Origin of the sequence: Microcoleus sp. F4-D5 (genome assembly GCF_036704885.1) — a bacterium.
Taxonomy (GTDB): Bacteria; Cyanobacteriota; Cyanobacteriia; order Cyanobacteriales; family Microcoleaceae; genus Microcoleus.
This window is the reverse complement of record NZ_JAUBSX010000001.1, coordinates 178,004-203,465: the sequence shown is the minus strand read 5'-3', so window position 1 is coordinate 203,465 and position 25,462 is coordinate 178,004. Positions and strand designations below refer to the sequence as shown.

The window sequence follows — 25,462 nt, the reverse complement described above, 5'->3', positions numbered from 1 at the left end:
TGATACAAAAAATAGATTAACCCAGAACGCACCCAAAGGCAATTCGCCCTGGAAATTTGTCATCTATACTCATTACCACACAAGTAAATCTCACTAAGAGTACCCTGACTCTCAACCCCGATTTAGTTGTGGAACACAATATGATGCAAATCACAATCGATCCTGACTACAAACACAACTAAACATGATATCAAATACAAAGATATTCCCTAAAAATCCTCGATAATAAAGCAAGGTGTGAAACCCCAGTTTAAATAACTTAGTGAGGGTGCGATGCTATGAAAGAAGTTGTAGAATTTATTCAAACACAAAAGCAAGAATTTGCACGCTTACCCTTATTTGCATTTCTAGCCAATCAAAATATTTACCTGAAACAAAGACTGATTTTTGCACCTATTCTGGCTCCTTTGGCTGTAGGGTTGAGCGATTTAAATAAATATGTAATCCGAGACTCTTCTAGTAACAACAAAGTTCAGGAGTTAATTAATAAATATACTTACAACCAAAACTATTACTGGCACGATTATCTAGAATTCCTAGAGGAAGTTGGCTTTAACCAATCAATGACTTATGGTGATTTTAGACTGCTTTGGGGTGAAGAAACTAAAAAAACGCGATCGCTGTGTTCAGCGATCGAACGCTACGCTTGGAAAGCCTCTCCCATTCAGAAACTGGTGTTAGTGGAAGTCCTCGAAGGAACGGCGACAGTTTTTTTTGAGGCGGCGCTAGCAGTGGTAATGGAATTACAGCAAATTATCCAAAAAGAATATGTTTATTTTGGAGGAGGTGATGTCGTTTTAGACAATTATCACCTTTTAAACACGCCAGAGGTGTTGCAAGTTTTAGCAGAGATCAAACTTACTAATCCGGAACGCCAAGAAGCTTTAGAATTAGCACACAATGTATTTGAATTGTTTACAGAAGCGATGAACGAGCTGTTCCTACACAGTCAAACAAATTCTTGCAATACTGTGCTGCAAGTATCCTCAATTTCTGCGTTCGCTCATTGCACGATCGAGTGTCTCGATATGTAGTAGTTTAAACAATCACTAAATTATCTCGGTGTACCGCCGTTTCTACACCCGCATAGCCTAAAATCTCAGCAATTTTATCGGACTTGCAGCCCTGGATTTTTCTCAATTCTAAACTGCTATAATTCACAAGTCCTCTAGCAATTTGCTTGCCCGCTGCGTCGCACAACTCCACGGAATCATCAGCTTGAAATTGTCCTTCTACTCGAGCAATACCCGCAGCTAAAAGCGATTTTCCGCCGTGGGAAATTGCCTTGACAGCACCCGCATCTAAGTATAGTTTTCCTGCTGGAATTAGCACGTTAGCTATCCAGTGTTTGCGAGCGTTTACAGGGCGCGGTTGAGGCTCGAATTGAGTGCCGATCGACTCTCCGTTGAGTATTTTCTCGATATTACCAGGAAAGCAGCCGTCAGTGATGACTGTCCGCACTCCCGATGCAGTTGCTATTCTCGCGGCTTCAATTTTTGTCACCATTCCGCCGGTTCCCCAACCGCTGCGGGAATCTCCTGTTTGCACCTGAAATTCTGTGAGCTGTGCCATACTTTGGACTAGGGCGATCGGCTGTGCGTCTGGATTGCTGCGCGGATCTGCCGAATACAGCCGATCGACATCTGTGAGCACAAACAACCAATCTGCTTCTACCAAACTCGCCACCAGCGCCGAAAGCGTATCGTTATCGCCAAATTTGAGCTCGTCTACCGCCACAGTATCGTTTTCATTGACGATCGGAATCACGCCCAATCTGAGCAGTTGCCCAAAAGTATTGTAAGCGTTAACATAACCGTTACGCTGCACTAAATCGCCCCTAGTGAGCAATACTTGAGCGATCGGCTGTTGCAGAGTAGTAAACAAATCATCGTACACCCGCATCAGCCGCCCTTGGCCCACAGCCGCCACAGCCTGTTTCATAGCAATGTTTCGCGGGCGTTCCGTCAAACCCAAGCGCGCGCAGCCAACCCCAACCGCACCCGAAGAAACCAAAACTACTCGATGGCCTTGCTGTCGTAAATTAGCTAAAATTTCGACTAATGCAGCAATAGTTGAAAGAGCTAAGTTTCCCGTAGTCGATCGAGTCAGAGTCGAAGTTCCAATTTTAACAACTATAGTTTTAGTCATTAGTCAGTAGTCATTAGTTATTAGTTATTAGTCAGTAGTCAGTAGTCAGTAGTTATTAGTTATTAGTGATAATATCATTTCCAGTAGACATCTCCAATAATTATTGTGGGACAGGCATCCTGCCTGTTCAAAGCTGGCTTTTCTGGAGATGTCTATTTAATTGTAACCAATACTGTAGGGGCGGCTTCACCACAATCTATAATTCACGTCCTGGATCTTTATAAGCCCGCCCTCCGCATTAATGACTGATGACTGATGACTAATGACTAATCTTTAATTTTCAGAGAAGCCCCCAAAGCTTGAGAAACCCAAACTTCAAAAGAGCGCACCGGATACTTCCGAAGCGCATAGCCAGCATCAACCATTGGTTCTACTAAAATAGTGAACATACCCAAACGATTGCCGGCCAAAACATCAGTAAAAAGTCGATCGCCCACCATAGCCACCTGTTCCACCGGCAAATTCATCGCCGTCACAGCAGTTCGCAACTTGCGGCGCGACGGTTTAGCAGCACCCGTAATGTAAGGTAGATTCAAAGACTCAGCAATGCGACCGATCCGATTTTGACTTAAATTATTGCTTGCCAACCATAGCGATACCACGGGTTTAATTTCTTTCACCCACAAGCTGAGTTCAGGAGAAGCATTTATTGCCGTAATGGGAACGAGAGTTTCGTCCACATCCAAAACTAATCCTTTAATCTGATATTTTTGCAGAATATCCGGCGTTAAATTCACGATCGAATTGCCTAGAACTAAGTCAGGCTGTAGTAGTTTACCCCAAGTCATAATGATTTTAGGTTTTAGATTTTAGAGTTTAGATTGAGAAATAATAAATTGGGAGTTAAAGATTCAAAAAGTAAAAAATCAAAAGTGAATAATTATGATTTTTCCTTTGTGACTTTTGACTTTTTACTTTTGTATGAGTTATTACCAATCTATGGAGTCGATCGCAACTGCTGGTCAACTTTAGCAATCGCAGCATCGTGTTCCGCCTGCGTGCGGCTAAAAATGTGAGTGCCGTCGTATCGAGCCATAAAATACAGGTATTCTGTATTTTCCGGATTCAGAGTCGCTTCCAGACTTGCTATTCCCGGAGATGCGATCGGAGTTGGGGGCAGCCCTACATTGATATAAGTATTGTAAGGAGAAGGCGTTTCCACCTGCTTGAAAGTCAAAGGCTTCTCCTTAGTTTGCCTAATGCCGAGGGCGTATTCAACTGTCGGGTCAGAACCCAAGGGCATACCCTTATTCAGACGGTTGTTGAATACCCCAGAAATACGATTGCGCTCGTCCGCCACCACGGCCTCTTTTTCCACAATACTCGCCAGCGTCACCCACTCTTTCAAATCCAGCTTAGTTTTCTTCTGATTCTTTTGATATATCGGCAAAGCCAACTCCTCGAAGCGACCGAGCATTTGCTTGATGACAGCTTCCGGGCTAATTGCATCCCCGTCTAGCTGATAAGTATCCGGGTACAAAAAACCTTCCAAATGAGGCAATCCGCTCGGCAGCCAAGGGTATTGAGCGTAAGGAATTTGACTCGCGGCCGCCATAAAGTCCTTAGCCGGGAAAAAACCTTGCGCTTCAAAATAAGCGCTCATTTGTTGCAGCGACCACCCTTCTGGAATCGTGAAACTCTGCTGTACGACTTCGCCCTTCCAAATTTTATCCGCAACTGCACTCAGAGGCTGAGTAGGCGACAGTTGGTAAGTTCCAGCTTGAAAACCTCCCTCGCGGTTTTGCAGAGTCAGCCAGCGGGCCCACATATTCCATGCCGAGCTCGATCGAATCAACCCCGCAGCCTCTAAATCCCGGCCGATTTTTTGACTGGGAGTACCCTCCGGGATTTGAATCGAAACAGCAGCATCCTCTGCCGGATTCCCCGATGAGGATGCGATTTGAGGCGGCGCCGAAGCCCAGCTCCACCAAGCCCAGCCCTGCCAAGCGCAAACCCCCCAAATTGCCGGGAGCAATGCCAGATAAAACAACCATTTAGAGACTTGCGGAGTACCTTTTCGGCTCTCGCGCGCGCTGCCTTTTGTCATTTGTTCTTTATTCATAGTCCGTTGTCCTCGATAAGTGGCGGTTAACTAGCGACTAATGACTGATGACCTGCGATTGATGACCGAAAAGTTACGGATACAAGCCCTTTAAAAGACCCAATTCACGCGGCCTAATTCACGCGGCCCGATCGCGAAGGCAGAAGCGGCCATCTCGAAAAAGTTCGATCGGGCAAGCAGTTTACTTTTTTATAAAATAGTAAAACATTCTGCTTTTTGCCGTCAGGTCTTCTGCCTGCAATTAATATTTAATCAAGGTCGTCAAAGAACTGGTCTTCCAGCATAGGCAACATCGGTTCCAGCCTTTGGAACTCTTCTTCTGAGAGCAATTCTGGCTTGCCGTCATCATTCATTCGAGCCAAGATAAAGAACGGGTCTAGAGGCGTATAAATGGCATATTCCTGTTCTTCGTGGTAAAAGCTGGTCAGCCACATCAGCTCCTCAAACTCCGAATCCTCATCGGGATCGTCGGCATCGGACGCCAAATCTTCGTCGGGAAATTCCGGCAATTCGCCAACGACAGTCAGCGTCACCGCCGTGCGCCGGAGTGTCAAGTTCTGCTCTTGCAGGACCACTTTAGCTGTATCAAAAATTTTGTCAATTTCGGTCTCGTCTTCTACAGGAATTGCTGCTTCGTCGGTATCGTCTCCCTGCCAGGTAAAAATTTCTACTGGCGAGTCAATTGGAAGCAGCAAAGCGTATTCTTGACCTTCTAGGTTCATAGAATATTCTATGTTGCAAGTCAGCGATCGCCCAACTTCATCCGTCAAGGTGACGGACTCTTGGTTGGAATTGCCATTCTCTTTTTTGCGGTATGGGGATGAGGACATCGCGTGTATCTTATTTTCCGTCAATAATTCAGTAACGTTTGCTTGACAATTGGGAATTTTCGTGGCGATATTATAGCTAAGTGGGCGATCGCCAGTCCACAAGCTTAAACCGCGAGACTCGCGGCTTTTTCCACAGGTGAGGAGTGCAGCGTTTAAATCTCAGTCGAGTCAGCAAGCGACACTGAGGACAAATCACGATTTTGTGCTTCTTCAGTACCGAGGGTACAGCAGAATTTTCTCCAGTTTGTCAAGGGTTACAGGTGTGCGTAGCAAACTTGCACAACCAGGATATCACGCCTCTGTTACAAGCTATCAAGGATTGGGAAGGGCGGAGATATTTTGCCTCCGTTCGTCTAGCCACTGCTGCAAAATCAGGGCCGCTGCTTTGCGATCGATCGCACCCTTATTTTGCGACGGCGAAATCCCTTGTGTTTTCATCAATTCCTCTGCCTCAACCGAAGTCAGGCGCTCGTCCACGTATTCTAGGGGGATCTCTAAGGCTCTGGCGATGCGATTGGCATATTTCTGCACCTGTCGGGCTTGGGCGCCCAATTCTCCGTTCAGGGAGTAGGGCAAGCCTGCAACCAAAATTTGCACTCTCCGCTCTCGGACGAGCTCTCTGAGATAAGCTACGTCTCGATCGAAGGACGATCGTACCAGTGTTGTAATGCCCGTAGCTATTAAACCCGTGCCGTCACACCCGGCGATGCCCACTCGTTTGAGACCGATATCCAATCCCAGTGCTGAAATCCATAATTTATTGTTGGACATTATCAATCAAGCAATTTTAGATTTTAGATTTTAGATTTTAGATTTACTGTTTTTTTGCGGAAATAATCTTTTTTAACAAACCGCGAAGACGCTAATAACGCGAAGGAATAAGAGAAGAAAGTAAGCAAAAAATAGGTAATCTTAAGTTGATATCAATCAAAAGCAGAAGGGATAGTTTGGGATTGGGGAAGAAAAAAAGAATTTTTTGGATGATTAATTCTATTTTTTTCGCCCTTCTACCTTTTACCTTCTGCTTTTAACTATTAAGTATTAACTTTTCTCTTGGGAGCCTTCGTCTAGAGGCAATTCGGGCAATTTTAGAGGCAAAATGCTGCTGATATCTGTTGCCGATGATTCGGAATGCTGAAAGTTCAAGGGGTTAACTTGATTCGTTTGGCTGTTTCCTGAGTCAGTCAAGAAGGGTTTGATCTCGGAGGATGCCGGCCCTGCTGCTGCTTCGCCAGCCATCGGGCCGAGCCAGGACATCCGGCCCGGTACGGGTTTGCGAGTTGGCTGGAAGCTTTGCAGCATTTCTGATAGCTGGAGTCCTTCGAGAGAGACCAACTTGGACTCGCGCAATTTGTGCCACACCGATCGCGACATCAGCAAACTGTGTTCCACGCGCACTGCTCCAAATTGCTCTAAATAAGCTTCCCGTTCCGGCTGATAGTCAGCGGAAGCCAGTTGCAGGCTTTGAACCGGGAAATCTTGAACGAGGCGCGCCATCTGGGACAGCAGTTCTGGGTAAAGCCAAGTGTAGGCCGGGTGTACAGTCAACTGGGCGACGTGCGGTTGCTGGCCGTTGCGGGATAGCTGCACCTGAAAATAGCCGATCGCGGCTTTGCGCTGCGGTTCAAACACGTAGCCGCTGACTACCTCGGTTTTGCCCAGCCACTGTCTGACACCTTCGACTAAAGCGCCGAAAAAACTGGTTTTGAAATCTTGAATGTGCCGGTCGAATACTTGGCGCACCAGGGGCGGCATAGACGCGGTATCCAGTTGGTAGAGCAACTGAGCGTCTGCGTTGCTGACGGGCAGCAGGTTGGGCAAATCTGGGGTCGAGTTGGCCATTTCTTGCAGGCGTTCTGGGGCGATCGTCCAGTAAGTCATCTGGGCCAAAGGCTGAAACCCGTTCTGCCGGTACAAAGCCAAGGAAGTTTTGTCGCCGACATTCACTTCCAGCAGCCACGTCCGCGCCTCCCAGACTGCTTCAAAGCAGTACCGCAGCAGCATGGAACCAATTCCTTTGCTGCGGGCTTCCGGGTCTACTCCGATGCGATCGATCCGCCAAGTGCTGCGGGTGCGGTTGAAAGGAGAAATCTGAATTATGCCCTTAACGCTCCCCTCTTCTTCGGCAACGTGGGCCCGGAACAGGGACTGACAAGGGTTGGGAAACAAGCTAAAAATCTTTAGCAGTCCGTACCAGCGGCGAATCTGCTGCAACTTTCTACCTAGTACCGCGTCGCAGCTTCCGCCCTTGCGGTTTTCTGGATCTTCGGCTGTTTCCGCGCACAGTTGTTCCATCACCTCGATGTCGCGATACTGAAACGGGCGAATCACAACCTGGTTTTGGTTTTGGGAGGGAAATGAAGTCATAGCATAAAAGTGGAGAATGGAAATTTTAAAATAAAAATTCAGAAAGGGGAAGAGTTAGGGTAGTTTTGAGTTTTAAATGGGTAAATTTTTGAGTTCAAAACTTATAACTTTTGATTCTTCTCCCTTTCTTGCTCGATCGAAAATTAAAAATTTCAAATCATCTTTTTGAATTTTTAATTTTCAGTTTTCAACTCAAGATTTTTGTGGCAGAGGTCGAATTATAACGACCGGTGTTCTCTCGTCAGCATTCCCGGCGGGGTTGCTTCGCAAGGCTTGCTCTAAAAATGTTACCGATAAATCGGAGGTCGCTGCTAATATCTTAACTGCTTTCAAGTCATTAGCGTCTACGATCGCCGCTGCAAGTCCGGTTTCTCGTTGAATTTCTTCTACAACTTTCTGGGGATTGTCCGGGCCGAGGACAATAAATTGGTCGAAGGGAGGCAAAGTCCCGGTAACGTCGTCGATCAGCCTGGCTTGTTCCCCTGCTAGTTGGTAAAAGACTCCCGGTTTGCCAAATATTTTAGCCGCAGCGCCGATCGCAAATGCCGCTACTACGCGCCAAGGGCCGACTACATCAACTAACGTCTGCATTCCGCAAGCCGTGGCCAAACTCGAAGTGGGCAAGAAAAACAAGCACACTCGCTTTGCCGCCCATCCTGGTTTGACTTCGCTGGGATGGCGGTAGCGTCCCTGCATCAAAGCTAGGGGAGTTTCTGCCAGGGCGACAATATCGCCTTTCTGGGCGCGCGGTAGCACGTACCGCTTGACAATTTCGACTGGATTGTCCAATTCCGCCAGTATGTGAGTGCGAATCGGCAAGACTTCTGCAACTCCGACATTTCTGGCGGTGGGTACGGTGTCCGAGTTGGGAAATTGCAGGGGAACTACTACGTTACGAACTTTGGGGATGCGGCCGCCCGGGCCGTAGGTGACGAAGTGTACTTGCACCCAAGCTGACTGCAATTTGGTTAAATCTTGCCCTTGAATGTCTACAGAAACTTTAATTTTTGTGTTTTTTTGGGCTTTAACAATATAGCCGAACCAGTAATCGTCTGCTCTGGCTGCTGCGTCTTTGTGACAAGGAATCACCTTTGTCTGGGAAGTAACGCCATCTAAACTTCCGTCTGACAGCAGTTTCACCTGTGCCCGCACTTCCGGCAACATGATCTCAAAGCGCTGTGTCAGGTTGCGGAACTCCATTTCCCCGACTAAAAGATAGCGGTTGGGTTCCGAGATGGCTAAGTGCCATTCTCCGGCTGTCAGTTCTAGTTTATTTGGACTCCCAGTCCGGCGATAGTTCAACTCTAGGCCCAATCCGCCCAATGCTAGCAGCGAACCGGCTGCTGCGATTCCTGTTGCTAAAGTCTCAATCACTCAAATCACCGCCAATAATATTTTGTGTTTACTGTAGTCGATCTCGGGTACTTTGAGCGCCGATCCGGTAGTAATTGGATTGTGTTCAGTTTCTTGGGGGCGATCGAGCTTATGCAAAATTACAGATAAGTGCGATCGCGCGTCTGCGGTGGCGGGGTTGGAGAGTGGGATTGGCGATCGGTTTTTAACAAAATCAACTAAATGTTAGAATTTTGACAAAGTTCTTCAACCGATTTCATTGGTAGATAAAGCTTCATCGGGTTTTGTTTGAACTTTTGAAAACCATATTTTTGATAGAAATTGGCTGCTGGCTCATCCAGAGCTTCTGCAATGACAGCTAGAGATGCAACTTGTGCAGTTGCCAAGAGTGCTTTTGTCAAAGCATCTATCAGAATCAACTCGCCGAGATGTTGACCTTGGTAAGTACGATCGACTGCCAAACGACCGAGCAATGTAGCAGGTAGAAGGGGATAGCGGGGCAGCTTTTTTGCAAAATATTCATTCAAATCTGCGAGTTCAATGGTGTATGCAGAAAGCGTATAATAGGCAATCACATCAGTGTTTGGAGACTCCACTAAAACGAATACGATTGCGACTTTCTTTTTGAGATCCTGAGAAGCTTGTTTACGGATGTAGTTGTCCAAACTATCTTGTCCACAACAAAAAAGCTCTCTGTGATGTCTGCTGCTATCTAAGAGTTCAATTGTGAGTACCATCGCCCATCACTTGTTTGTAGCGCAAGGCTGCTGCTTTGAGAGCTTGATTCGGCTGGGTTGGATTCAGGAGGGCATTTACGAAAGCCTCGCTGTCGTCAAGGTCAAGTTTCAGTCTTTGGTGCTGTTCAATAACTTTGGAAGCGACTGCTTGAACGCTGGCGATGACGAAATCTGTTAAGGTACGTCCTTCTAAGTCAGCGGCTTTTTGCCAAAGGGCTTTAATCTCTGGACTGATACGAGCCTCCAATCGGGCTGACGGTTCCGATTTAGTAGTTTTAGTCATACAAAATACGGTTGATATAATTTATCTATTATATACGGCACTTTGCCGTATGTCACGCTAAAAGTTAGGGAGCGATCGAGCTTATGTAAAATTACAGGTAAGTGCGATCGATCGGGCGTTTGTTTGTATGCGGTAAAATATCCGACGAATACACATACAGTGTTTTATGTTTATGGCACTTGCTAAAAAAGGCACGAGGCTAATCAAGGTTAATGATGTTGAATACCGCTGGGTTGTCCACCCAGACGATGAACCTGGTATGGCAATGGTTGTAGAGTGTGCGGACAATCCAGGACAGAGAATGATTACCTGGGTCGAGTACGGTAACATCATTTCACCTTGGTTGGTAAGGAGAGCTATCTTACACGCCCTCGATCGAGGTTGGTATCCACAACAAAAAGGGGCAGAGATAGTTTTTCGGCTGGAAGGGATCGTCTCAAGGGAGGATAATTGGACTGGAGTACCATCTGAGCATGAAGCAGCTTGGCAAGAGGTGTTTCATGCCTCTCAAGAGTCGCTCCATCTATCAGCACCGTGTCCTGTTTGTAGAGTTGCTGCTTTGTGTCGCTGGTATCAAATAGGAAAACCCATTAGGAAAGAAATTAAAGGGGTAAGATTCGTTGCAAGTGGTGGTTTATGGGAATGGTGTAGTAACTGTCATATCTTTCAACACTATTCTTGTTTAGTTCCACGTTGGTGGTCATGTGACTTAGATGTCGATAAAAAGAAGCTTACTGCTACACCTAAAGCGATTGAAGAAGCCATAAAAGCCAGAGATATATTTTATTCAGAATCTAGTGAAATTGCTAGTTTTTGACCCTGGAGGGGAGGTAATTGAGCGGTGGATCAATTTTGATTGAGGAAAATTGGACAGAATCCCCGACTGCTTTAAGAAGTCGGGTGTCTAACAGATTCCGTATTTTATATTGCCAATCTTGTTCTCAATTCATCTTCCGATAACTGAGGCAATTGTTCTACAAACAATGTCAATTCATCGACAGGCAATGCTAGTAAATTGGCAAGGGCGGTAGGCAGAATATCGCCCAATTCATTTTGGCGAATTCTCAAAACATTTTCTGCTAATAATCTCACCGCTTGTTGTTTTCCTGCTTCATCGACAGTTAGCATGGATATTGCCAGCAACAGCATCGTAAATTCCGCAGCGGGTAACTTTGATATTGGAGATAAGAAAACAGTCATTTTTGAGTTGATTTCTCCAAAGCGTACTTGCAGAAAATTTTCTAAAATTAAGCGCTGTTGTGCTTGTCTTCCTTGTTCAATTCCTTGTTGTTGTGCGGCTTCTAACTGTTCTCTAAAAAGTGATGGGATCGCCATAATTAACTCCCGCTCTTCTGGCTGTAACTCTTGTTGGGGCTCGGTTACTAAGTTTGACTGTAACTGATACAATAATTCTAGCGCGATAATCCGTAACGGATCGTCGGTTGCTAAAGAGCTCAACTCGCCGATCGCCCTTTGCTGCACTTTCCCTTTCCCTAAAATCCTCAACCACATGGTTTCGGGAGTTTCGGGCAATTGGTGAATCACCACAATTGCCGATTTCAGATGCCTGGGCAAAAAATAAATGCCCTCCATCCAATTCTCAGGCTTGGGTATCGCGCCAAAACCCTCCAGCAGTGGTTTCGATGCTGTAGGTGTCAAAATCCACAGTGTCGGCAACTTAGCATCATCATAGCGAGTATTTTCTCTTCTGGCTTGCCGCTCCAATTCACCTCGCAAATCCCATAACTTACTCATACAGCTAATGACTTCGCCGACAGTTATTGGATTGCGAAACGGTTCAAAAATTGCCGCCGTCTCAGCCATTTTTCCCAACAACCCTAAAGTTGCTGAGTATTCAGGAATTACAGTCATTGGAATGAAATAAACATCGATTTCTCGGACTTCGGCAGTAACATCATGCCCGATATTCACCGTCCCGATGGGAGACAGCAGTTCTGTTAACAAGTCTTTGGCAAAGCGATCGTGAATAAATCGCGTCATAAAAATTGCCGGTCATATTTTATGATAAAATTTTATCATCTTATCGTCGGATATTTAAGATTTTTTATCTAACAACCAGCAGACAAACATAAAAAAATAAAACACTCAGATACCCGGCTTTTTTAAGAAGTCGGGTATCTAACAGATATCGCATTTTACGTTCAATTAGAATGCAGCCCGCCATCAATACGCAATTTGCAAAGTCACAGAAGCTTCAATCTCCTGTTCCCCTCCCACCACAGGCGTTGCAGCGTCAGCAGCAGCAGCGCGAGCACCAGCCAATTGCCGGTACATAGGAGGCGGGGCGATCGCACCGTTGACTTGAATGCCCAGAATGTCTCCCCGCTTGAGGTTGAGGGCGCTCAAGACTGCATCCGCTTGCGATTGAGCATCTTGAGTTGCTTTGCGGAGTGCTTGTTTTCGAGCTTGTTCGATCGCACTGTCGGCGGCCACAAAGCTCACACCTTGAATTCGCGTTGCTCCCGCTTGCACTGCATCGTCGAGCAAAGTGCCAGCAGATTGAGTATTAAGGCGAAAACTGACGGTATTCGTAGCAATATACCCTGTTAGGCGCTGCTGGTTGTTTTCGTAGCTGTAAGTCGGGTTCAGGGTGATGCCGGTCGTTTCGAGTTTTTCCACTTGGCGCGATCGCAGCAATGCTACCACAGCGGACGATCGCCTCGCCGCTTCCTGCTGCACCTCGGCCGCCGTTTTCCCCTGCACCTCAACCCCCAAAGCAACTTGAGTTTGGGTTGTCGGAATTGCTTCGACACCCCGCCCAGTGACACTCAGCGTTCTCATCCGCTGTTCTTGAGCAGCCGCCGGATCTAATCCCGCGAAACTGACGAGAGTTAAGGTTAAACACAACGCTGTTACCAGACTGCGGAAATTAATGCGATCGCCACGTTGCAAATTTGAATTCATAAACTTGATTCTCCTCACATACAACAGATGCTATACTTTACCTTCCCACTGAACTTGCTAAATATCCGGCTTGTTACATTTTTAGCAACTAAAAAAGTATTAGTCATCAGTCATTAGTCATCAGTCGTTAGTCATGATATGCAATCGTTAAAACAAGCTGCCCGCCGACTAAAAAAAGAGACTTACGCGGTTTATTTAGCCAGTACAGACCAGAGAGTACCTTGGTACGCCAGAATTTTAGCAGGTCTTACGGTTGCCTACGCTTTTAGCCCGATCGACTTAATTCCTGACTTCATACCGATTCTCGGTTATTTGGACGATTTAATAATTGTACCTGTGGGAATTTGGCTGGTACTGAAGATGATTCCGCCACAGGTTTTAGCCGAGTGTCGCCAAAAAGCAGCCGCCCAAATACAGCGAGGAAAACCGATAAATCGTGCTGCCGCTGCGGTGATTATTGCCGTCTGGATTGGCTTGGGAATATTAGCTGCAATGTGGCTGAAAAAAATATTTAAAACTTAAAAAAAATTATCTATCTAGTTATTGTGTCGGGTACGCAATTCGCAACTTACCTTAAACAACTCGCTTGACCCAAAAATATTTAAATTTTAAAAAATCACCATTCTAGTTATAATATAGGGTGCGCCTTGCGCGCCTTACCTTAAAAAAACTCGCGGTATTGCATACCAAGTATTATTTACCCCTTAAAAAATTAAACTAACTTTCTAGCTATGACTCAAACCACTGATTTCCTCAGCCACCTCAACCCATCTCAGCGCCAAGCAGTCGCCCATTATAACGGGCCGCTGTTAGTAGTAGCGGGCGCTGGTTCCGGCAAAACCAGAGCTCTAACTTACCGAGTTGCTAACTTAGTTCGCACCCATCGAGTCGATCCTGAAAATATTCTGGCGGTGACATTTACAAATAAAGCCGCCAGGGAGATGAAAGAAAGAATTGAGAAATTGCTGGCAACTCAGCAAGCTGAAGCGGAATATGGCAAACCTTTGGTAGACTTAGCCCCGGATGTGCAAACCAAATTGCGATCGCAAATTTACCAAAGAATTACCAAACACATTTGGATGGGGACTTTTCACTCTTTGTGCGGCCGCATTCTCCGCTACGATATTGAAAAATACCAAGACGAAAAAGGCCGCCAGTGGAAGAAAAACTTTTCGATTTTTGATGAGTCAGATGCTCAAAGTCTCGTCAAACAAATTGTCACAAAAACCCTGAACCTCGACGACAAGAAATTTGACCCGCGCAAAGTCCGCTATGTCATCAGCAACGCTAAAAATCAAGGCTTGTCGCCTCAAGAATACCAAGCAGCAGAACCGGATTATCGAGGTCGCGTGATTGCCGATGTTTACAGTCGCTACCAAGACGCTTTAGCAGCCAACAATGCCCTAGATTTTGACGATTTAATCCTCGTTCCCGTTAAACTTTTGAGCCAAAACGAGCAAGTATTAAGTTACTGGCATCAAAAGTTTTGCCATATTTTAGTTGACGAATACCAAGATACCAACCGCACTCAATACGATTTGATTCGGATGTTGGTGACAAATAACGCCGACCCGAAAAACTTCGATAAATGGCAAAACCGCTCGATTTTTGTCGTGGGCGATGTCGATCAGTCAATTTACAGCTTTCGGATGGCAGATTATACCATATTGCTGGAATTTCAAGAGGATTTTGGAGATGGTTTGTCCGACGAGAAAACTCGGACAATGGTAAAATTAGAGGAAAATTATCGATCGCGCGAAAACATCCTGCAAGTCGCGAACCACTTGATCGAACACAATACCGAACGGATCGAGAAAATTCTGCGCCCCACTCGCGAACCGGGAGCTCCGATTGTTGTCTGGCGCGCCGACAACGAATTAGAAGAAGCGGAATTTGTAGCAGGTCAAATTCATTCCTTGAAGCGCCAAAACTCCGAATACGAAAACGGCAGTAACTTTGCGATTCTCTACCGCACAAACGCTCAATCTCGATCCTTTGAAGAAGCGTTAATGCGTTTAGACATTCCTTACAATATTGTCGGCGGGCTGAAGTTTTACGATCGCAAAGAAATCAAAGATATCCTAGCATACCTGCGGGCGCTTGCCAATCCCGACGATAGCGTCAGCCTCAAACGCATCATCAATACTCCCCGGCGCGGCATTGGGGATACCACATTTTCCAAAATTGAAGACGCTGCAACTCAGTTAGGGATTCCGTTGTGGGAAATCCTCAGCGATGAATCTTCTGTCAATACTCTAGCAGGGCGATCGGCAAAAGCTATTATTAAGTTTGCCGAAATGATTGGTCGCTGGCAATCGCAAGTTGAAACCCTGCCGGCTTCGCAAATTGTCCAAGGAATTATCCAAGATTCAGGCTACATTGAAGATTTGAAAAATCAAGGAACCGAGGAAGCAGAAAATCGCATAGAAAACGTCATAGAATTGTACAATGCAGTGCTGCAATTTGAAGAACAAAACGAAGAACCGACGCTGACATCATTTTTAGCAAAAGCATCTTTAGCATCCGATTTAGATGACTTGCAGGAAGAAGATTCCCGCGTATCGCTGATGACGCTGCACTCCGCAAAAGGGCTAGAATTTCCCGTAGTATTTCTAGTCGGAATGGAACAGGGTTTATTTCCCAATTTCCGCAGTTTGGACGACCCGAAAGCGATTGAAGAAGAACGACGTTTGTGCTACGTCGGCATCACTCGCGCCCAGGAATTGCTATTTCTCACCCACACTCGCGAACGCCGCCTCTGGGGAGGTTTCCGGGAACACTGCACCCCTTCGCTATTCTTAGGGGAATTGCCGACACATTTGCTGGCTGGAAGTGGGAAGAAAACTAAAGCGGGGAAAACGGCTGCATCTCAAGGAAAAACTAATAATTCAGCAGCCAATTCCGGCAGTTCTCAAGCGGGAAACAACGTACAATCGGCGGATTGGCAAACCGGCGATAAAGTTTTTCATCATGCTTTTGGAGTTGGAGAAATTACCCACGTTTTAGGGGCGGGCGATAAAACTAATCTGGCAATTAAATTTTCGGGTTTGGGCAGAAAAATCATCGATCCGAGAACAGCTAAGTTGCAGCGAGTGTAATAGAAAAGCAGAAATAAAAACAACATCAGATTTTATGCCTTACAGTCAATTTACAACGATCGGCAAAGTTAAAGAAGCCTTCAATCTCACAGCAGTCGAAGGAATCAGATTTCTGCCGGAAATCGAGCCGATCGCACCCGCGACAGCCTTGCAGACCCTGCTAGAGACAAATTTGCCTTGGGCGATCGCTACTAGCACAGAAAAAGCCCGTTCTGAAGCTATTATCAACCCTGTATTGCTGGAAGTCCGCAATATTCTGAACCAACAAATCAGCGTGTTTTCGGGTGAAGAATTTAATGTCGATCCTGCTGTTGGACTTACAGGAGTTTGCGATTTTCTCATCAGCCGTTCCCCCGAACAATTAGACATTGAAGCCCCAGCAATTGTGATGGTAGAAGCTAAAAAAGGAGATTTGAAAGTAGGTTTGGGTCAATGTATTGCTGAAATGGTGGCGGCCCAGAGGTTTAATGAAGCGAAAGGGATCTCGATATCAGCCATCTACGGCAGCGTTTCCAGCGGCACAGCTTGGCGGTTTCTCAAGCTGGAAGGGCAAATAGTGACGATCGATCTTACCGATTATCCGCTACCTCCCGTAGATAAAATATTGGGATTTTTAGTCTGGATGGTGCGCCAAAATTAGCATATATCAAATCTGCATTCAAAATCCGCGATCGGAGTCGGCGGTTAAAACCCCTACTAAACAAACGAAGTCCCAGGAGAGGGGGACTCAAAAGAAATGATTCAAGGCTATCCCGCAGAGAATGGCCCCTCGATCGATCTTATCTCACATCTTGCACCATTCTCAAGAACAGGCCGGAAAGCCTGTTCATAAAAGACTTATTAACAATGATGCAACATCTCATATCTTATTCGACTACCTGAGATTCCACACGCCTGTATTTACCCGCCAAACGTTCTCGACGCTGGCGGCGGTTATCAGCTTCAAATATGGCGATTAATTCATCCAGGTTTAGAGTCAAAGCGTCAAGCTGTTGGCAGACTTCACGCATCTTTTCAACGTGTCGTTTTCTGGTTTCAGCGTCGGGGATTCTAGGTTGTTGATTCATGGCAAATTCCAATCCATTTTGATTTCTCGGATAGTTGCTTCTGAGGCCTCGACAGCCGCCTCTGTTTGTTCTATCGTTCTATACAGAAAGTTTAACGTATCTGCAGTCGCAGCGGGTTGAGATTCTGCCACCTGCTGCAAAAGCCTGTACAAACGATTGTAAGGGTTTCTCAACCTTTCCTTAACATTATCCAGGGATTCTAGTTCGGGGAGTGTCGCTTCTGTCTCGCCAAACTGCTGCATTAAAATGTATTCTGTGGCGGTTGTTTCGTTGAGGATTTCCACTAGCCGCCGCTGCAATGTGAAAATTGTGTTCAGTATGTCATCAGGTAGCTTTGCCATTGTCCTTAATTTTTAGGATAACAACTTAACACAATATATCAGAATGTTTGCTTCCTCTCATTTTAGTTTTAATCGACTGCGATATCAGTCCAAATTTACCCCCTTTCAATTTGCGTTCCATGCTTCGCCAATAACGCACTTCCATAAGCAGCCGCAGTATGAATTGGCGTTACTACAGGCACTTTTAAATAACGCTTTCTCATCGCACTCCAAACCGAATTTTTTGCCCCGCCGCCAGCAGTATAAACTTTTGTCAAAGCAGTTGCACCCAATTCTTGCAATAATTGATATCCCCGCGCTTCAATTCGCGCTATGCTTTCTAGCAAACCGTGCAGAAATTCCACTGAATCAGTGGGACGCGGTTCGAGTCGGGGCGGTAAATTCGGGTCATTAATCGGAAAGCGATCGCCCTTTTTCAACAATGGATAATAATCCAGCAAACTCTCTTGTTCTGGATCGATCTGTGTGCTATAATTCTCCAACTCAACATCAGTAAAAAAGTGTCGCAGCACCGCACCTCCGGTATTAGAAGCACCTCCAACTAACCACAAATCGCCTAATTTGTGACTGTAAATTCCGTATCTAGAATCATCTACGCGGGTATGACTTAACAGTTTGACTGCTAAAGTAGAACCGAGAGAAGTTACTGCTTCCCCTGGTAAATTGACACCGCTTGCTAAAAATGCTGCAATGCTATCGGTTGTGCCAGCACAAACAAGACAATCGCGGGGAAAACCGAAGCGATCGCCCACTTGAGCTCTCACTTCCCCCACAGGCGTGCCCGGTGCGACAACTTTAGGCAATTCAGGCGTTGCAGCGCCCGCAATTCCCTCTATCAGCCAATTCGGATAGCACAAAGTATCAACATCGAAACCGAGTTTCAAAGCATTGTGATAGTCGCTAATTCCCAATTTTCCGTGCAGCATCCATGCCAGCCAGTCAGCTTGATGCAGGAAAACCGTAGGGGCGGTGCCCCCGTGCCCGCCCTCCTGCCACCACAGGAGTTTGGCCAAACTGGATGTAGCGCTTAATACTGTGTGGTTATCCGGCGCGATCGCCCGCAACCTCTCTGTCACCGCTGCACCGCGCGCATCATTGTATAAAATGGGTTCGCATACTGGTATACCGTCGGTATTGCACAGCATGACAGTGGAGGATGTGCCGTCAAGGGCGATCGCCCTTACCTGATTGCGGATTGCTGGGGGAATTTGCTCGATCGAATCCCACAGCGCATTTTCCCACACCGAGGGCAATTCAGGCTGCTGTTGACCGTTGTTAGCAAAAGTATATTCTGTCTCACAATGTATTGTACCGTGGGAGTCTATGACAGTCGATCGGGCGCCAGTCGTGCCGAAATCTATTCCCAAATAAAGATTCATTTGCCACTCCCGCGAATTTTCCTATTTTCAGCTAAAAAGTTTATTGGCATCAAATACTTATGTTTGATTTTATGTCCGGTCAATTACTATTAATAAAAAACGTTTGTAGTGAGGAATGCAAGTCCTCGGATTTATTGCGCTGCTTGTTTTGCGCCTAAATCAGCTTCTATTTGTGCTTTATGAAATATTTTGCCCTACTACCGTGCTTCTACATATAGCGGTTCTCAGAAAGATGAGGTACGTAGTTGGGATGCGAGCCCTCTTATTTTAAGTGGTTATACAAGCTGTCAATCATACCTCATCTTTTTGAGAAAGGCTATAGTCACAAAGCGTAGTTGGTTGGGGAATCGGTAAACCTTCCTCTCGCAATCCTTCTAAGTGAAATTCGATTGCTTCTTTAATTTGCTGCTGCACTTCTGCAAGCGTAGCGCCTGTGGCTGCACATCCGGGTAAATCTGGTGGATATGCTGAATAGTTATTGGGTGTTTTTTCGATCGCAATGGCATAACGCATCATTTTATCTCGAATTTAGGGTAGATCCTCTTTGAGGAGTTGAGCTTTGACATCCTCTAGGCTAATGCCTTTTCCTTGTCGAAATTGCTGGCGAGATTTCCTGACTCTTTCTTTAAATAGGGGATGATTTTCTAAGTCGTAATCAAAGGCATCATCTTCATCGGAAAAACCTCGCAATACGCCAATTGGTTTTCCTTCTTTCAAGATGATGATGTCTTCTACTTCTGCCAGCTCGATGTATTTTGAGACATCTGTTTGTAAGTCGATCAAAGTAACTGTTTTCATTATCTATTCCTCCGTTGATTCTGTAGTTTTTCCTTCACGTAACAGCCATTGGGCCGCTTGTGATTTAGGAACAATTGCAATAATTTCTAGAACATTCTCCCGAACGTCATAGAAAATACGAATTTCATCAACCCGCAGCCGATATTGCGGTTTATCCATCTCCCGCAACCGTTTAATTCTGCTTTTACTTTCTTGGGTAGGGTTGTGTAGGAGATGGGTTTCAATGGCATCGATTACTTTGCTGCGATCGATAGGTCTGAGAATTTTTATGTCGGCTAAAGATTCAGTTGAAAATTCTATTTCATAGGGCATATCTAAGCTGTATATATTTTAATAGGATTGATGCCTTACTGTTCGCTAATTAACCCTATATTCGTAAAAAAGGTTCGAGAATAAATACTTGACAAATGGCTGAAATCGCTATAGGTTACAGCTTACAGCTCTTGATGCGAAAGAAGAGAGAACCAGACAACCAACCCCAACCACCCCAACACCCCAACAACCCAACCAAATCCTTCTCCCCCCCACGCAAACACACGCGCACACGACGGGAGGTGCCCCCGTGGTGCTTCCATATTAAAGGTTAAATCATCGTACTCCAACCAACCTTTCCTCCCCTTTCTCCTCTTTCTCCAACCGACACGATCGCCTAGCTTGCATTCAGTGTCATAATCAACTTTACCGCCTATTTCTAACCAGATTTTTTTCTGGACGCTAAAGCCAAAGTGACCCTGACTGTATTTTACCCACAATTTGTCGATCGTCCGCAAATCATCGCCAGGAAAATTCTCGATCGAGTTCGTATCGAACCAACCTTCCTTCTCCCGTCTAGCAGCTTTTAACATCACCTTGAATGTTTCCCTATCCGCCTCTTTCCACTCCCCTGTTGCCAATAAATCCCGGAGACGAGTATAGTCAACACCCTGCGCTGATTTAAGCGAGTCTGGTGGCGGTGCCGATGGAGGTGTTTGAGCTGATAATTGAGGCGATCGAGTACCAAGATCCTGCAAAACTTCAGTAGCAGATTGATAACGTTTCTTAATAGCAGGCTGTATCATTTTATCTAAAATCTGACCCAGTTCCGAACTGACAGATGTTTTTAAGTGTTCTCGCCACACCCACTCAAACTCGCTATCATCGCATAAATCAATCGGTTCAACCTGAGTTAACAGACACAGACAAGTCACACCCAGACTATAAATATCACTCGCATGAATAGCTTTGCCGTTGGCTTGTTCTGGTGCCGTATATCCAGCCGTCCCGATCCTCGTTCCCGTTACCGCTAGAGCCGTTTGTGTCGCATATTTCGCAGCTCCAAAGTCAACTAAAACCAGTTGCCTATCTTGCCTAAGAATAATATTTTCTGGCTTGATATCCCGGTGAATTACTTGGCGGGAATGAATGAACTCGAATACTGGCAATAAATTATTAAGCAAGTCGCGAATCTGCGTTTCGCTAAAATATCCCTTAGATTCTAGTGCTTCGGCTAAATTTTCACCGTCGATGAATTCTTGGACTAAATACTGCCGTCCATCTTGACTAAAATATGCTAATAAGTCGGGAATTTGAGAATGTTTACCCAACTGTTCTAGGCGTACTGCTTCAAGCTCAAATAACTCAGCAGCTTTCTGGATACTAGAAGTGCCTTGAACTTGGGGGTAGAATTGTTTAATAACGCAGGGAGGTTTAGATGGTTTATACTCGTCAACAGCTAGAAAAGTGCGCCCAAATCCCCCTTGTCCAATAATTTTTTGGGCTCCGTAGCGATCGCCCAATAGCAGTTTATTCCCACAATTTTGACATAACTTTGTATAGCCAGACGGGTTTTGGAATAGGCAATCAGGGTTTAGACACTGGCTCATAAAATATGCTTAGAGATTACAGATTAAAGCTCTCGATGCGATGCCAGCGGAGATGGTTTTAAATGTGAAACAGCAAAGCCGAGTAAGGACACGGCCTTGCCTTTCATCGTGTCAACTTAACCGGAAAAACCGCTTAACCCGAAGGATCGGCAGGGGTTTAAACCCCTGCCAGACAAGACCTTGCCGTGTCCCTAGTTAAACTTTTGTCCCGCACTCAGGACAAAACTTATTGGTCGAAACATTCTTCGCGCCGCAACTCGGACAATAAATCAACTCTGCTGATTGCAACTTGCTGCGTTCTGGCAAACCGACCATTTGAGCGTTGCTCTTACCTGGAACTACCATCGGATAGCAGTTTTCGTCCCTCGTCACCTTCACGTTCATCAGCACCGGGCCGTCGTGAGCGAGCATTTGCCCGATCGCATCTTTGAGTTCCTCCGGCCGCGAAACCTGCATCCCCTTCACCCCGTAAGCTTCAGCCAGCATCACAAAATCCGGCATCCCTACAGTCATGTTCGACGACGAATAACGCTCGCCGTAGAACGCCTGCTGCCACTGCCGCACCATGCCTTGCCAGCCGTTATTTACAATCACAATCTTGACATTAATGCCGTATTGTGCTAAAGTTCCGAGCTCTTGAATATTCATTTGCACGCTAGCATCGCCAGCAATACAAATCACTTGCTCGTTGGGTAGGGCCATTTTCGCGCCCATCGCCGCCGGCACCCCGTAACCCATCGTGCCCAAACCAGCGCTCGAAATCCAGCGGCGCGGCCCGTTGTTCAAGAATTGAGCCGACCACATTTGATGTTGACCGACATCGGTTGTGTAGTAAGCATCCGGCGCTTGAGTACCCAACTGAGAAATCACCTCTTGCGGAGACAAAATGTCTGGGTAATGAGGCACAACTAACGGATATTCCTGTTTCCACCGATCGATCCTGTGCAGCCATTCCGCAGTCTGTCCGGCCTTCCCCGAAACTCCAGTCTCCCGACAGCGGCGCAGCAAATCGATCAAAACTTGGCGGACATCTCCGACAATCGGCACGTCAGGGCCGCGAGTTTTGCCCACTTCGGCGGGGTCGATATCGATGTGAATCACCTTAGCGCGCGCGGCAAACTCGTCTAATTTGCCCGTCACGCGATCGTCAAACCTCGCCCCGACAGCAATCAGCAAATCGCACTCGGTAACGGCAAAATTAGCGTAAGCAGTGCCGTGCATCCCCAGCATTTTTACCGACAAAGGATGGTTTTCGTCAAAGGAACCTTTGCCCATCAGCGTTGTCGTGACCGGCAATTGGAAAAGTTCGGCGAGTTCCTTAATTTCCTCGTGGGCCCCCGCCGCGATCGCCCCGCCGCCCACATAAAGCAAAGGACGCTTTGCTTCCTTCACCAAATGAATCGCTTGATTAATTTGCCGGGGATTTCCCTTCACCGTCGGCCGATAGCCCGGAATTCTCACAGCTCCGGGTTCCACGGGCAGATAGTCAAATTCTTCTAAACCCACATCCTTGGGCACGTCAATCAACACCGGCCCGGGCCGCCCTGTACTGGCGATGTGGAAAGCTTCTGCCACAGTTCGCGCCATATCTCTCGGGTCGCGCACTACATAAGAATGCTTGACAATTGGCAGGGTAATGCCGTAAATATCTGTTTCCTGAAACGCATCAGTGCCGATCGCCGCACGGGGTACCTGCCCAGTAATAATTACCATCGGGATCGAATCCATGTGGGCCGTCGCAATCCCCGTCACTAAATTAGTTGCGCCGGGCCCGGAAGTTGCGAAACAAACCCCAACTTGTCCGGTAGCGCGGGCGTACCCGTCGGCCGCGTGAGCCGCCCCTTGCTCGTGGCGCACCAGAATGTGTTTGATAGCGCCGGTTTCTTCAGCGCGGTAGAGTTCGTCGTAAAGCGGCAGAATTGCGCCGCCGGGATAACCAAAAATATGCTTGACGCCGTGGCGGATCAAGCTGTCAATCAGAGCAAATCCACCAGTTGCACGCCTGATGGTCACTTTAGTTTTTAGTTGCACAGAATTTCCTTCCTTAAACTAATTATGATTTTTAATGAAAGCTTTGATACTACTTTAATCTCAATTAATGAAACTATGAAAATTTAAGCGGTAAGATTTTGCAAAAGATTTCGCGATCGCAGAGGGTTCGCCCGATCGAGAAATTGTGGAACAGCAGAGGAAGAAAAGAAACAGAGGAAATCGCGGCTTCTATGCCGGTTTACCGCTATATGACGCTTGTACAGCATTCGTCATGCGGCATTCGACAAGAAAAACAATCGTTTGAGCAATTAAGAACGTCCTCACCATCAGGGCGATTGCTATGTTAGAGATCGATCGCGAAAAGAAAGCCCTTTTCCTTCTTACCATTGGTGTCAACACTCGCCTAAAACCCTTGATAAATCTTGTTTGTACGCGAGCCTCGATCCCCCTCCCATTCCCGTTCTTAAGGGAAACTAAAGAGAATGCTTCGGTTCCCCCCCAACTCTCAGGGGATCTGGACAATCATCGTCAATCGATTTTAGATTTTAGATTTTAGATTTTAGCATTGACTTGCGCGAGATAAATTCGGGGACTCCTTTATCGGATACAGGTTTTTTCTTTCTGGGTCCTGAGTCTGCTTTCGGAATGAATCCGGCGGCTTGTATCCTCGATGCTTTCGGTCAAACAGTAGATCGGTACTACATTTGACGTTAAGTTGACACCCATCCCCTGTTCCTTCTTCCTTCTTCCCTGTTCCTTCTTCCCTGTTCCTTCTTTGCAAAGTTTACAGAACATCCTGCAAGACTTTGCGAGTATGTTTCCAAGCGGCCATGCCCATCACCGAGACCAAAAAGCCCAAACTCAGCAACACGATCCGCAAGCCGACATCATCCGAGCCGACTGCTTTGCTGACAGCATCAGTCAGCGGGCCAGTAATCGCTAAAGGCAGGCTCAGAGCAATATTAATCGCATTGTTTTCAAATCCAAAGACTTTGCCCCGCATAGATTCTGGAGTTTTTTCTTGAATCAGAGCCTGCATCGGGCCGTTAATTAAGGCAGCACCAAAACCGAACAGAGCACTCAATCCGAATCCCACCCACAACAGTCGAGTAAAAGCAAACATTGCTAATACAAAACCCATCATCAAGAAACCGATTAAAGGCAGAGGTTTGTGGTGGAAGCGACTGCCCCAGTGTCCCAAAAAGGCTGCGCCGAAGACCATTCCAACTCCCGCAGCAGCCAGCAAAAAGCCAAATTGAGTTTCTTTGAGACCTATTTTGCCTGAAAGCGCGATCGCCAGTACCTGAAGCGCGGCAAACACGGAATACAAAATCGTCAACTGCACCATCGCGTTGCTGACAAGATGATTGTGTTTCAAATAGCGCAAACCTTCTTTGAGGTCTTGCCAAGGATGGACGTTTTTGCCACTGCCGCCGGCATGACTTTCTTTGATCCGCATGGCATAGATCAAACTTGCTGATATCAGGTACAACCCGCCCAGCAAAAACTCTTGAGAAGCTGCTCCGAAGCTGTGTTTGACCCAACTAAACAGCGGTTCGCCGATCGTCATCCCGACAATAATCCCGCCCATTGTGGACGAGGCGAACAGCGCATTTGCCGACATCAGTCCCTCTCGTCCCACAGCCAGGGGGATTGCAGCCTGCTCTGCCGGAGCAAAAAATTGCGTTACGGTAGAGATCAAAAACGTCATCGCCAACAAAACGGCAAAAGCTTTGGGCAAAAACGGCAAAGCTATGATCAGCAAGGCTCGAATCGTGTTGCAGCCGATGAGCATTTGCTTTTTGGAAAAGCGGTCTACGACGATACCGGCGGCCGAACCAAATACGATTGCCGGCAGCGTGTAGGCAATCATCACCGCTGACAGCATAGAATTTTCCGAATGCTGCCAAGAAACAGGCCAGGGTCGGTAGTCGCCTGTTTTCAGCAGAATAATCAGCAAGACGTAAAAGATTTTATCCGCCACTTGGGCCAATAACTGACCCGTCCACAAGGCGAGGAAGGGGCGATTTCTCAGTAGGGCATCAAGCCCGCTGCGGTCAGGGGGAGGGCTGGCTGGGTGCATAGGAATAGTTTAACTGACCGCCTCTGGCAATTATAGTTTTCAGCAATACGTGCAAATCTCACATAGCAAAGCGGAACCTCGGACAACTGCTGTCTCCTGCGTTCTTTTTCTGTTGTAGCAGATGGCGGGGCAGGGCT

Annotated in this window: 25 protein-coding genes; 5 read left to right on the top strand and 20 right to left on the bottom strand. The window is 46.5% G+C overall.

The features are described from left to right. The first annotated feature begins 278 nt into the window (after nucleotides 1-278). Nucleotides 279-1,034 carry a hypothetical protein gene (locus QUA80_RS00945; RefSeq protein ID WP_333420514.1) on the top strand — a complete coding sequence of 252 codons (756 nt, stop codon included), beginning with the start codon at nucleotides 279-281 and terminating at the stop codon, nucleotides 1,032-1,034. Between the two features lie 4 nt (nucleotides 1,035-1,038). Here the strand turns inward: QUA80_RS00945 and proB are convergent, their stop codons facing one another. From proB to QUA80_RS00900, 9 genes are all read right to left on the bottom strand, one after another. Then, nucleotides 1,039-2,148 (bottom strand): glutamate 5-kinase, encoded by a 1,110-nt coding sequence (proB, locus tag QUA80_RS00940; protein ID WP_333420513.1) that lies wholly within the window; start codon nucleotides 2,146-2,148, stop codon nucleotides 1,039-1,041. A gap of 266 nt (nucleotides 2,149-2,414) precedes the next feature. Further along, nucleotides 2,415-2,936 carry a YqeG family HAD IIIA-type phosphatase gene (locus QUA80_RS00935; protein WP_333420511.1) on the bottom strand — a complete coding sequence of 174 codons (522 nt, stop codon included), beginning with the start codon at nucleotides 2,934-2,936 and terminating at the stop codon, nucleotides 2,415-2,417. 149 nt (nucleotides 2,937-3,085) lie between these two features. Then, nucleotides 3,086-4,210 (bottom strand): endolytic transglycosylase MltG, encoded by a 1,125-nt coding sequence (gene mltG / locus QUA80_RS00930; protein WP_333420509.1) that lies wholly within the window; start codon nucleotides 4,208-4,210, stop codon nucleotides 3,086-3,088. A 248-nt stretch (nucleotides 4,211-4,458) separates the two neighbouring features. Continuing rightward, the gene (locus QUA80_RS00925) at nucleotides 4,459-5,040 is read right to left on the bottom strand and encodes a DUF3727 domain-containing protein (protein WP_333420507.1); all 582 of its coding nucleotides are present in this window, start codon (nucleotides 5,038-5,040) and stop codon (nucleotides 4,459-4,461) included. 312 nt (nucleotides 5,041-5,352) lie between these two features. Beyond that, nucleotides 5,353-5,811 carry a Holliday junction resolvase RuvX gene (gene ruvX / locus QUA80_RS00920; RefSeq protein WP_333420505.1) on the bottom strand — a complete coding sequence of 153 codons (459 nt, stop codon included), beginning with the start codon at nucleotides 5,809-5,811 and terminating at the stop codon, nucleotides 5,353-5,355. A 270-nt stretch (nucleotides 5,812-6,081) separates the two neighbouring features. Continuing rightward, nucleotides 6,082-7,407: a GNAT family N-acetyltransferase gene (locus QUA80_RS00915; RefSeq protein ID WP_333420503.1), complete on the bottom strand. Its 1,326-nt coding sequence runs from the start codon at nucleotides 7,405-7,407 to the stop codon at nucleotides 6,082-6,084. A gap of 192 nt (nucleotides 7,408-7,599) precedes the next feature. Beyond that, nucleotides 7,600-8,781 carry a F420-0:Gamma-glutamyl ligase gene (locus QUA80_RS00910; RefSeq protein ID WP_333420501.1) on the bottom strand — a complete coding sequence of 394 codons (1,182 nt, stop codon included), beginning with the start codon at nucleotides 8,779-8,781 and terminating at the stop codon, nucleotides 7,600-7,602. 197 nt (nucleotides 8,782-8,978) lie between these two features. Beyond that, nucleotides 8,979-9,497 carry a GNAT family N-acetyltransferase gene (locus QUA80_RS00905; protein WP_333420499.1) on the bottom strand — a complete coding sequence of 173 codons (519 nt, stop codon included), beginning with the start codon at nucleotides 9,495-9,497 and terminating at the stop codon, nucleotides 8,979-8,981. Beyond that, nucleotides 9,481-9,780 carry a DUF1778 domain-containing protein gene (locus QUA80_RS00900; RefSeq protein WP_333051545.1) on the bottom strand — a complete coding sequence of 100 codons (300 nt, stop codon included), beginning with the start codon at nucleotides 9,778-9,780 and terminating at the stop codon, nucleotides 9,481-9,483. The genes QUA80_RS00905 and QUA80_RS00900 overlap by 17 nt, the downstream gene beginning before the upstream one ends. A gap of 166 nt (nucleotides 9,781-9,946) precedes the next feature. Between QUA80_RS00900 and QUA80_RS00895 the strand changes: the two genes are divergently transcribed. Continuing rightward, entirely contained in the window at nucleotides 9,947-10,597 is a 651-nt protein-coding gene (locus QUA80_RS00895; protein WP_333420497.1) for a hypothetical protein, read from the top strand. A 104-nt stretch (nucleotides 10,598-10,701) separates the two neighbouring features. Here QUA80_RS00895 and QUA80_RS00890 read toward each other — a convergent pair whose 3' ends face one another. After that, entirely contained in the window at nucleotides 10,702-11,781 is a 1,080-nt protein-coding gene (locus QUA80_RS00890; protein ID WP_333420495.1) for a flagellar assembly protein H, read from the bottom strand. 183 nt (nucleotides 11,782-11,964) lie between these two features. After that, a complete protein-coding gene (locus QUA80_RS00885) occupies nucleotides 11,965-12,705 on the bottom strand; it encodes an SIMPL domain-containing protein (protein ID WP_333420493.1) in 741 nt (246 codons plus the stop codon). A 138-nt stretch (nucleotides 12,706-12,843) separates the two neighbouring features. On the opposite strand from QUA80_RS00885, the gene QUA80_RS00880 reads away from it, so the two are divergent. The 3 genes from QUA80_RS00880 to QUA80_RS00870 all read left to right on the top strand — a co-directional run bounded on the left by QUA80_RS00880 (nucleotide 12,844) and on the right by QUA80_RS00870 (nucleotide 16,443). Next, nucleotides 12,844-13,227 (top strand): YkvA family protein, encoded by a 384-nt coding sequence (locus tag QUA80_RS00880; protein ID WP_333420491.1) that lies wholly within the window; start codon nucleotides 12,844-12,846, stop codon nucleotides 13,225-13,227. A gap of 209 nt (nucleotides 13,228-13,436) precedes the next feature. Further along, nucleotides 13,437-15,803: a DNA helicase PcrA gene (gene pcrA, locus QUA80_RS00875; RefSeq protein ID WP_333420489.1), complete on the top strand. Its 2,367-nt coding sequence runs from the start codon at nucleotides 13,437-13,439 to the stop codon at nucleotides 15,801-15,803. A gap of 34 nt (nucleotides 15,804-15,837) precedes the next feature. Continuing rightward, nucleotides 15,838-16,443 carry a hypothetical protein gene (locus QUA80_RS00870; protein WP_333420487.1) on the top strand — a complete coding sequence of 202 codons (606 nt, stop codon included), beginning with the start codon at nucleotides 15,838-15,840 and terminating at the stop codon, nucleotides 16,441-16,443. Nucleotides 16,444-16,669: 226 nt separating this feature from the next. Here the strand turns inward: QUA80_RS00870 and QUA80_RS00865 are convergent, their stop codons facing one another. The 9 genes from QUA80_RS00865 to QUA80_RS00825 form a co-directional block, all read right to left on the bottom strand. Continuing rightward, nucleotides 16,670-16,870, bottom strand: a complete 201-nt coding sequence (locus QUA80_RS00865; protein WP_015174854.1) for a hypothetical protein — start codon at nucleotides 16,868-16,870, stop codon at nucleotides 16,670-16,672. Further along, nucleotides 16,867-17,211, bottom strand: a complete 345-nt coding sequence (locus QUA80_RS00860) for a hypothetical protein (RefSeq protein WP_015174853.1) — start codon at nucleotides 17,209-17,211, stop codon at nucleotides 16,867-16,869. The genes QUA80_RS00865 and QUA80_RS00860 overlap by 4 nt, the downstream gene beginning before the upstream one ends. Nucleotides 17,212-17,306: 95 nt before the next feature. Then, nucleotides 17,307-18,590 (bottom strand): FGGY-family carbohydrate kinase, encoded by a 1,284-nt coding sequence (locus QUA80_RS00855; protein WP_333420485.1) that lies wholly within the window; start codon nucleotides 18,588-18,590, stop codon nucleotides 17,307-17,309. A 291-nt stretch (nucleotides 18,591-18,881) separates the two neighbouring features. Beyond that, complete coding sequence (locus QUA80_RS00850) at nucleotides 18,882-19,106, bottom strand: type II toxin-antitoxin system HicB family antitoxin (protein WP_333420483.1); 225 nt, start codon at nucleotides 19,104-19,106, stop codon at nucleotides 18,882-18,884. Nucleotides 19,107-19,118: 12 nt separating this feature from the next. Continuing rightward, complete coding sequence (locus tag QUA80_RS00845; RefSeq protein WP_333420481.1) at nucleotides 19,119-19,388, bottom strand: hypothetical protein; 270 nt, start codon at nucleotides 19,386-19,388, stop codon at nucleotides 19,119-19,121. A 3-nt stretch (nucleotides 19,389-19,391) separates the two neighbouring features. Further along, entirely contained in the window at nucleotides 19,392-19,700 is a 309-nt protein-coding gene (locus QUA80_RS00840) for a type II toxin-antitoxin system RelE/ParE family toxin (protein WP_333420480.1), read from the bottom strand. Between the two features lie 122 nt (nucleotides 19,701-19,822). Next, complete coding sequence (locus QUA80_RS00835; RefSeq protein WP_333420478.1) at nucleotides 19,823-21,250, bottom strand: serine/threonine-protein kinase; 1,428 nt, start codon at nucleotides 21,248-21,250, stop codon at nucleotides 19,823-19,825. Nucleotides 21,251-21,445: 195 nt separating this feature from the next. After that, a complete protein-coding gene (gene ilvB, locus QUA80_RS00830) occupies nucleotides 21,446-23,281 on the bottom strand; it encodes a biosynthetic-type acetolactate synthase large subunit (RefSeq protein ID WP_333420476.1) in 1,836 nt (611 codons plus the stop codon). 745 nt (nucleotides 23,282-24,026) lie between these two features. Then, nucleotides 24,027-25,325 (bottom strand): MFS transporter, encoded by a 1,299-nt coding sequence (locus tag QUA80_RS00825; protein ID WP_333420474.1) that lies wholly within the window; start codon nucleotides 25,323-25,325, stop codon nucleotides 24,027-24,029. Between the last annotated feature and the right edge of the window lie 137 nt (nucleotides 25,326-25,462).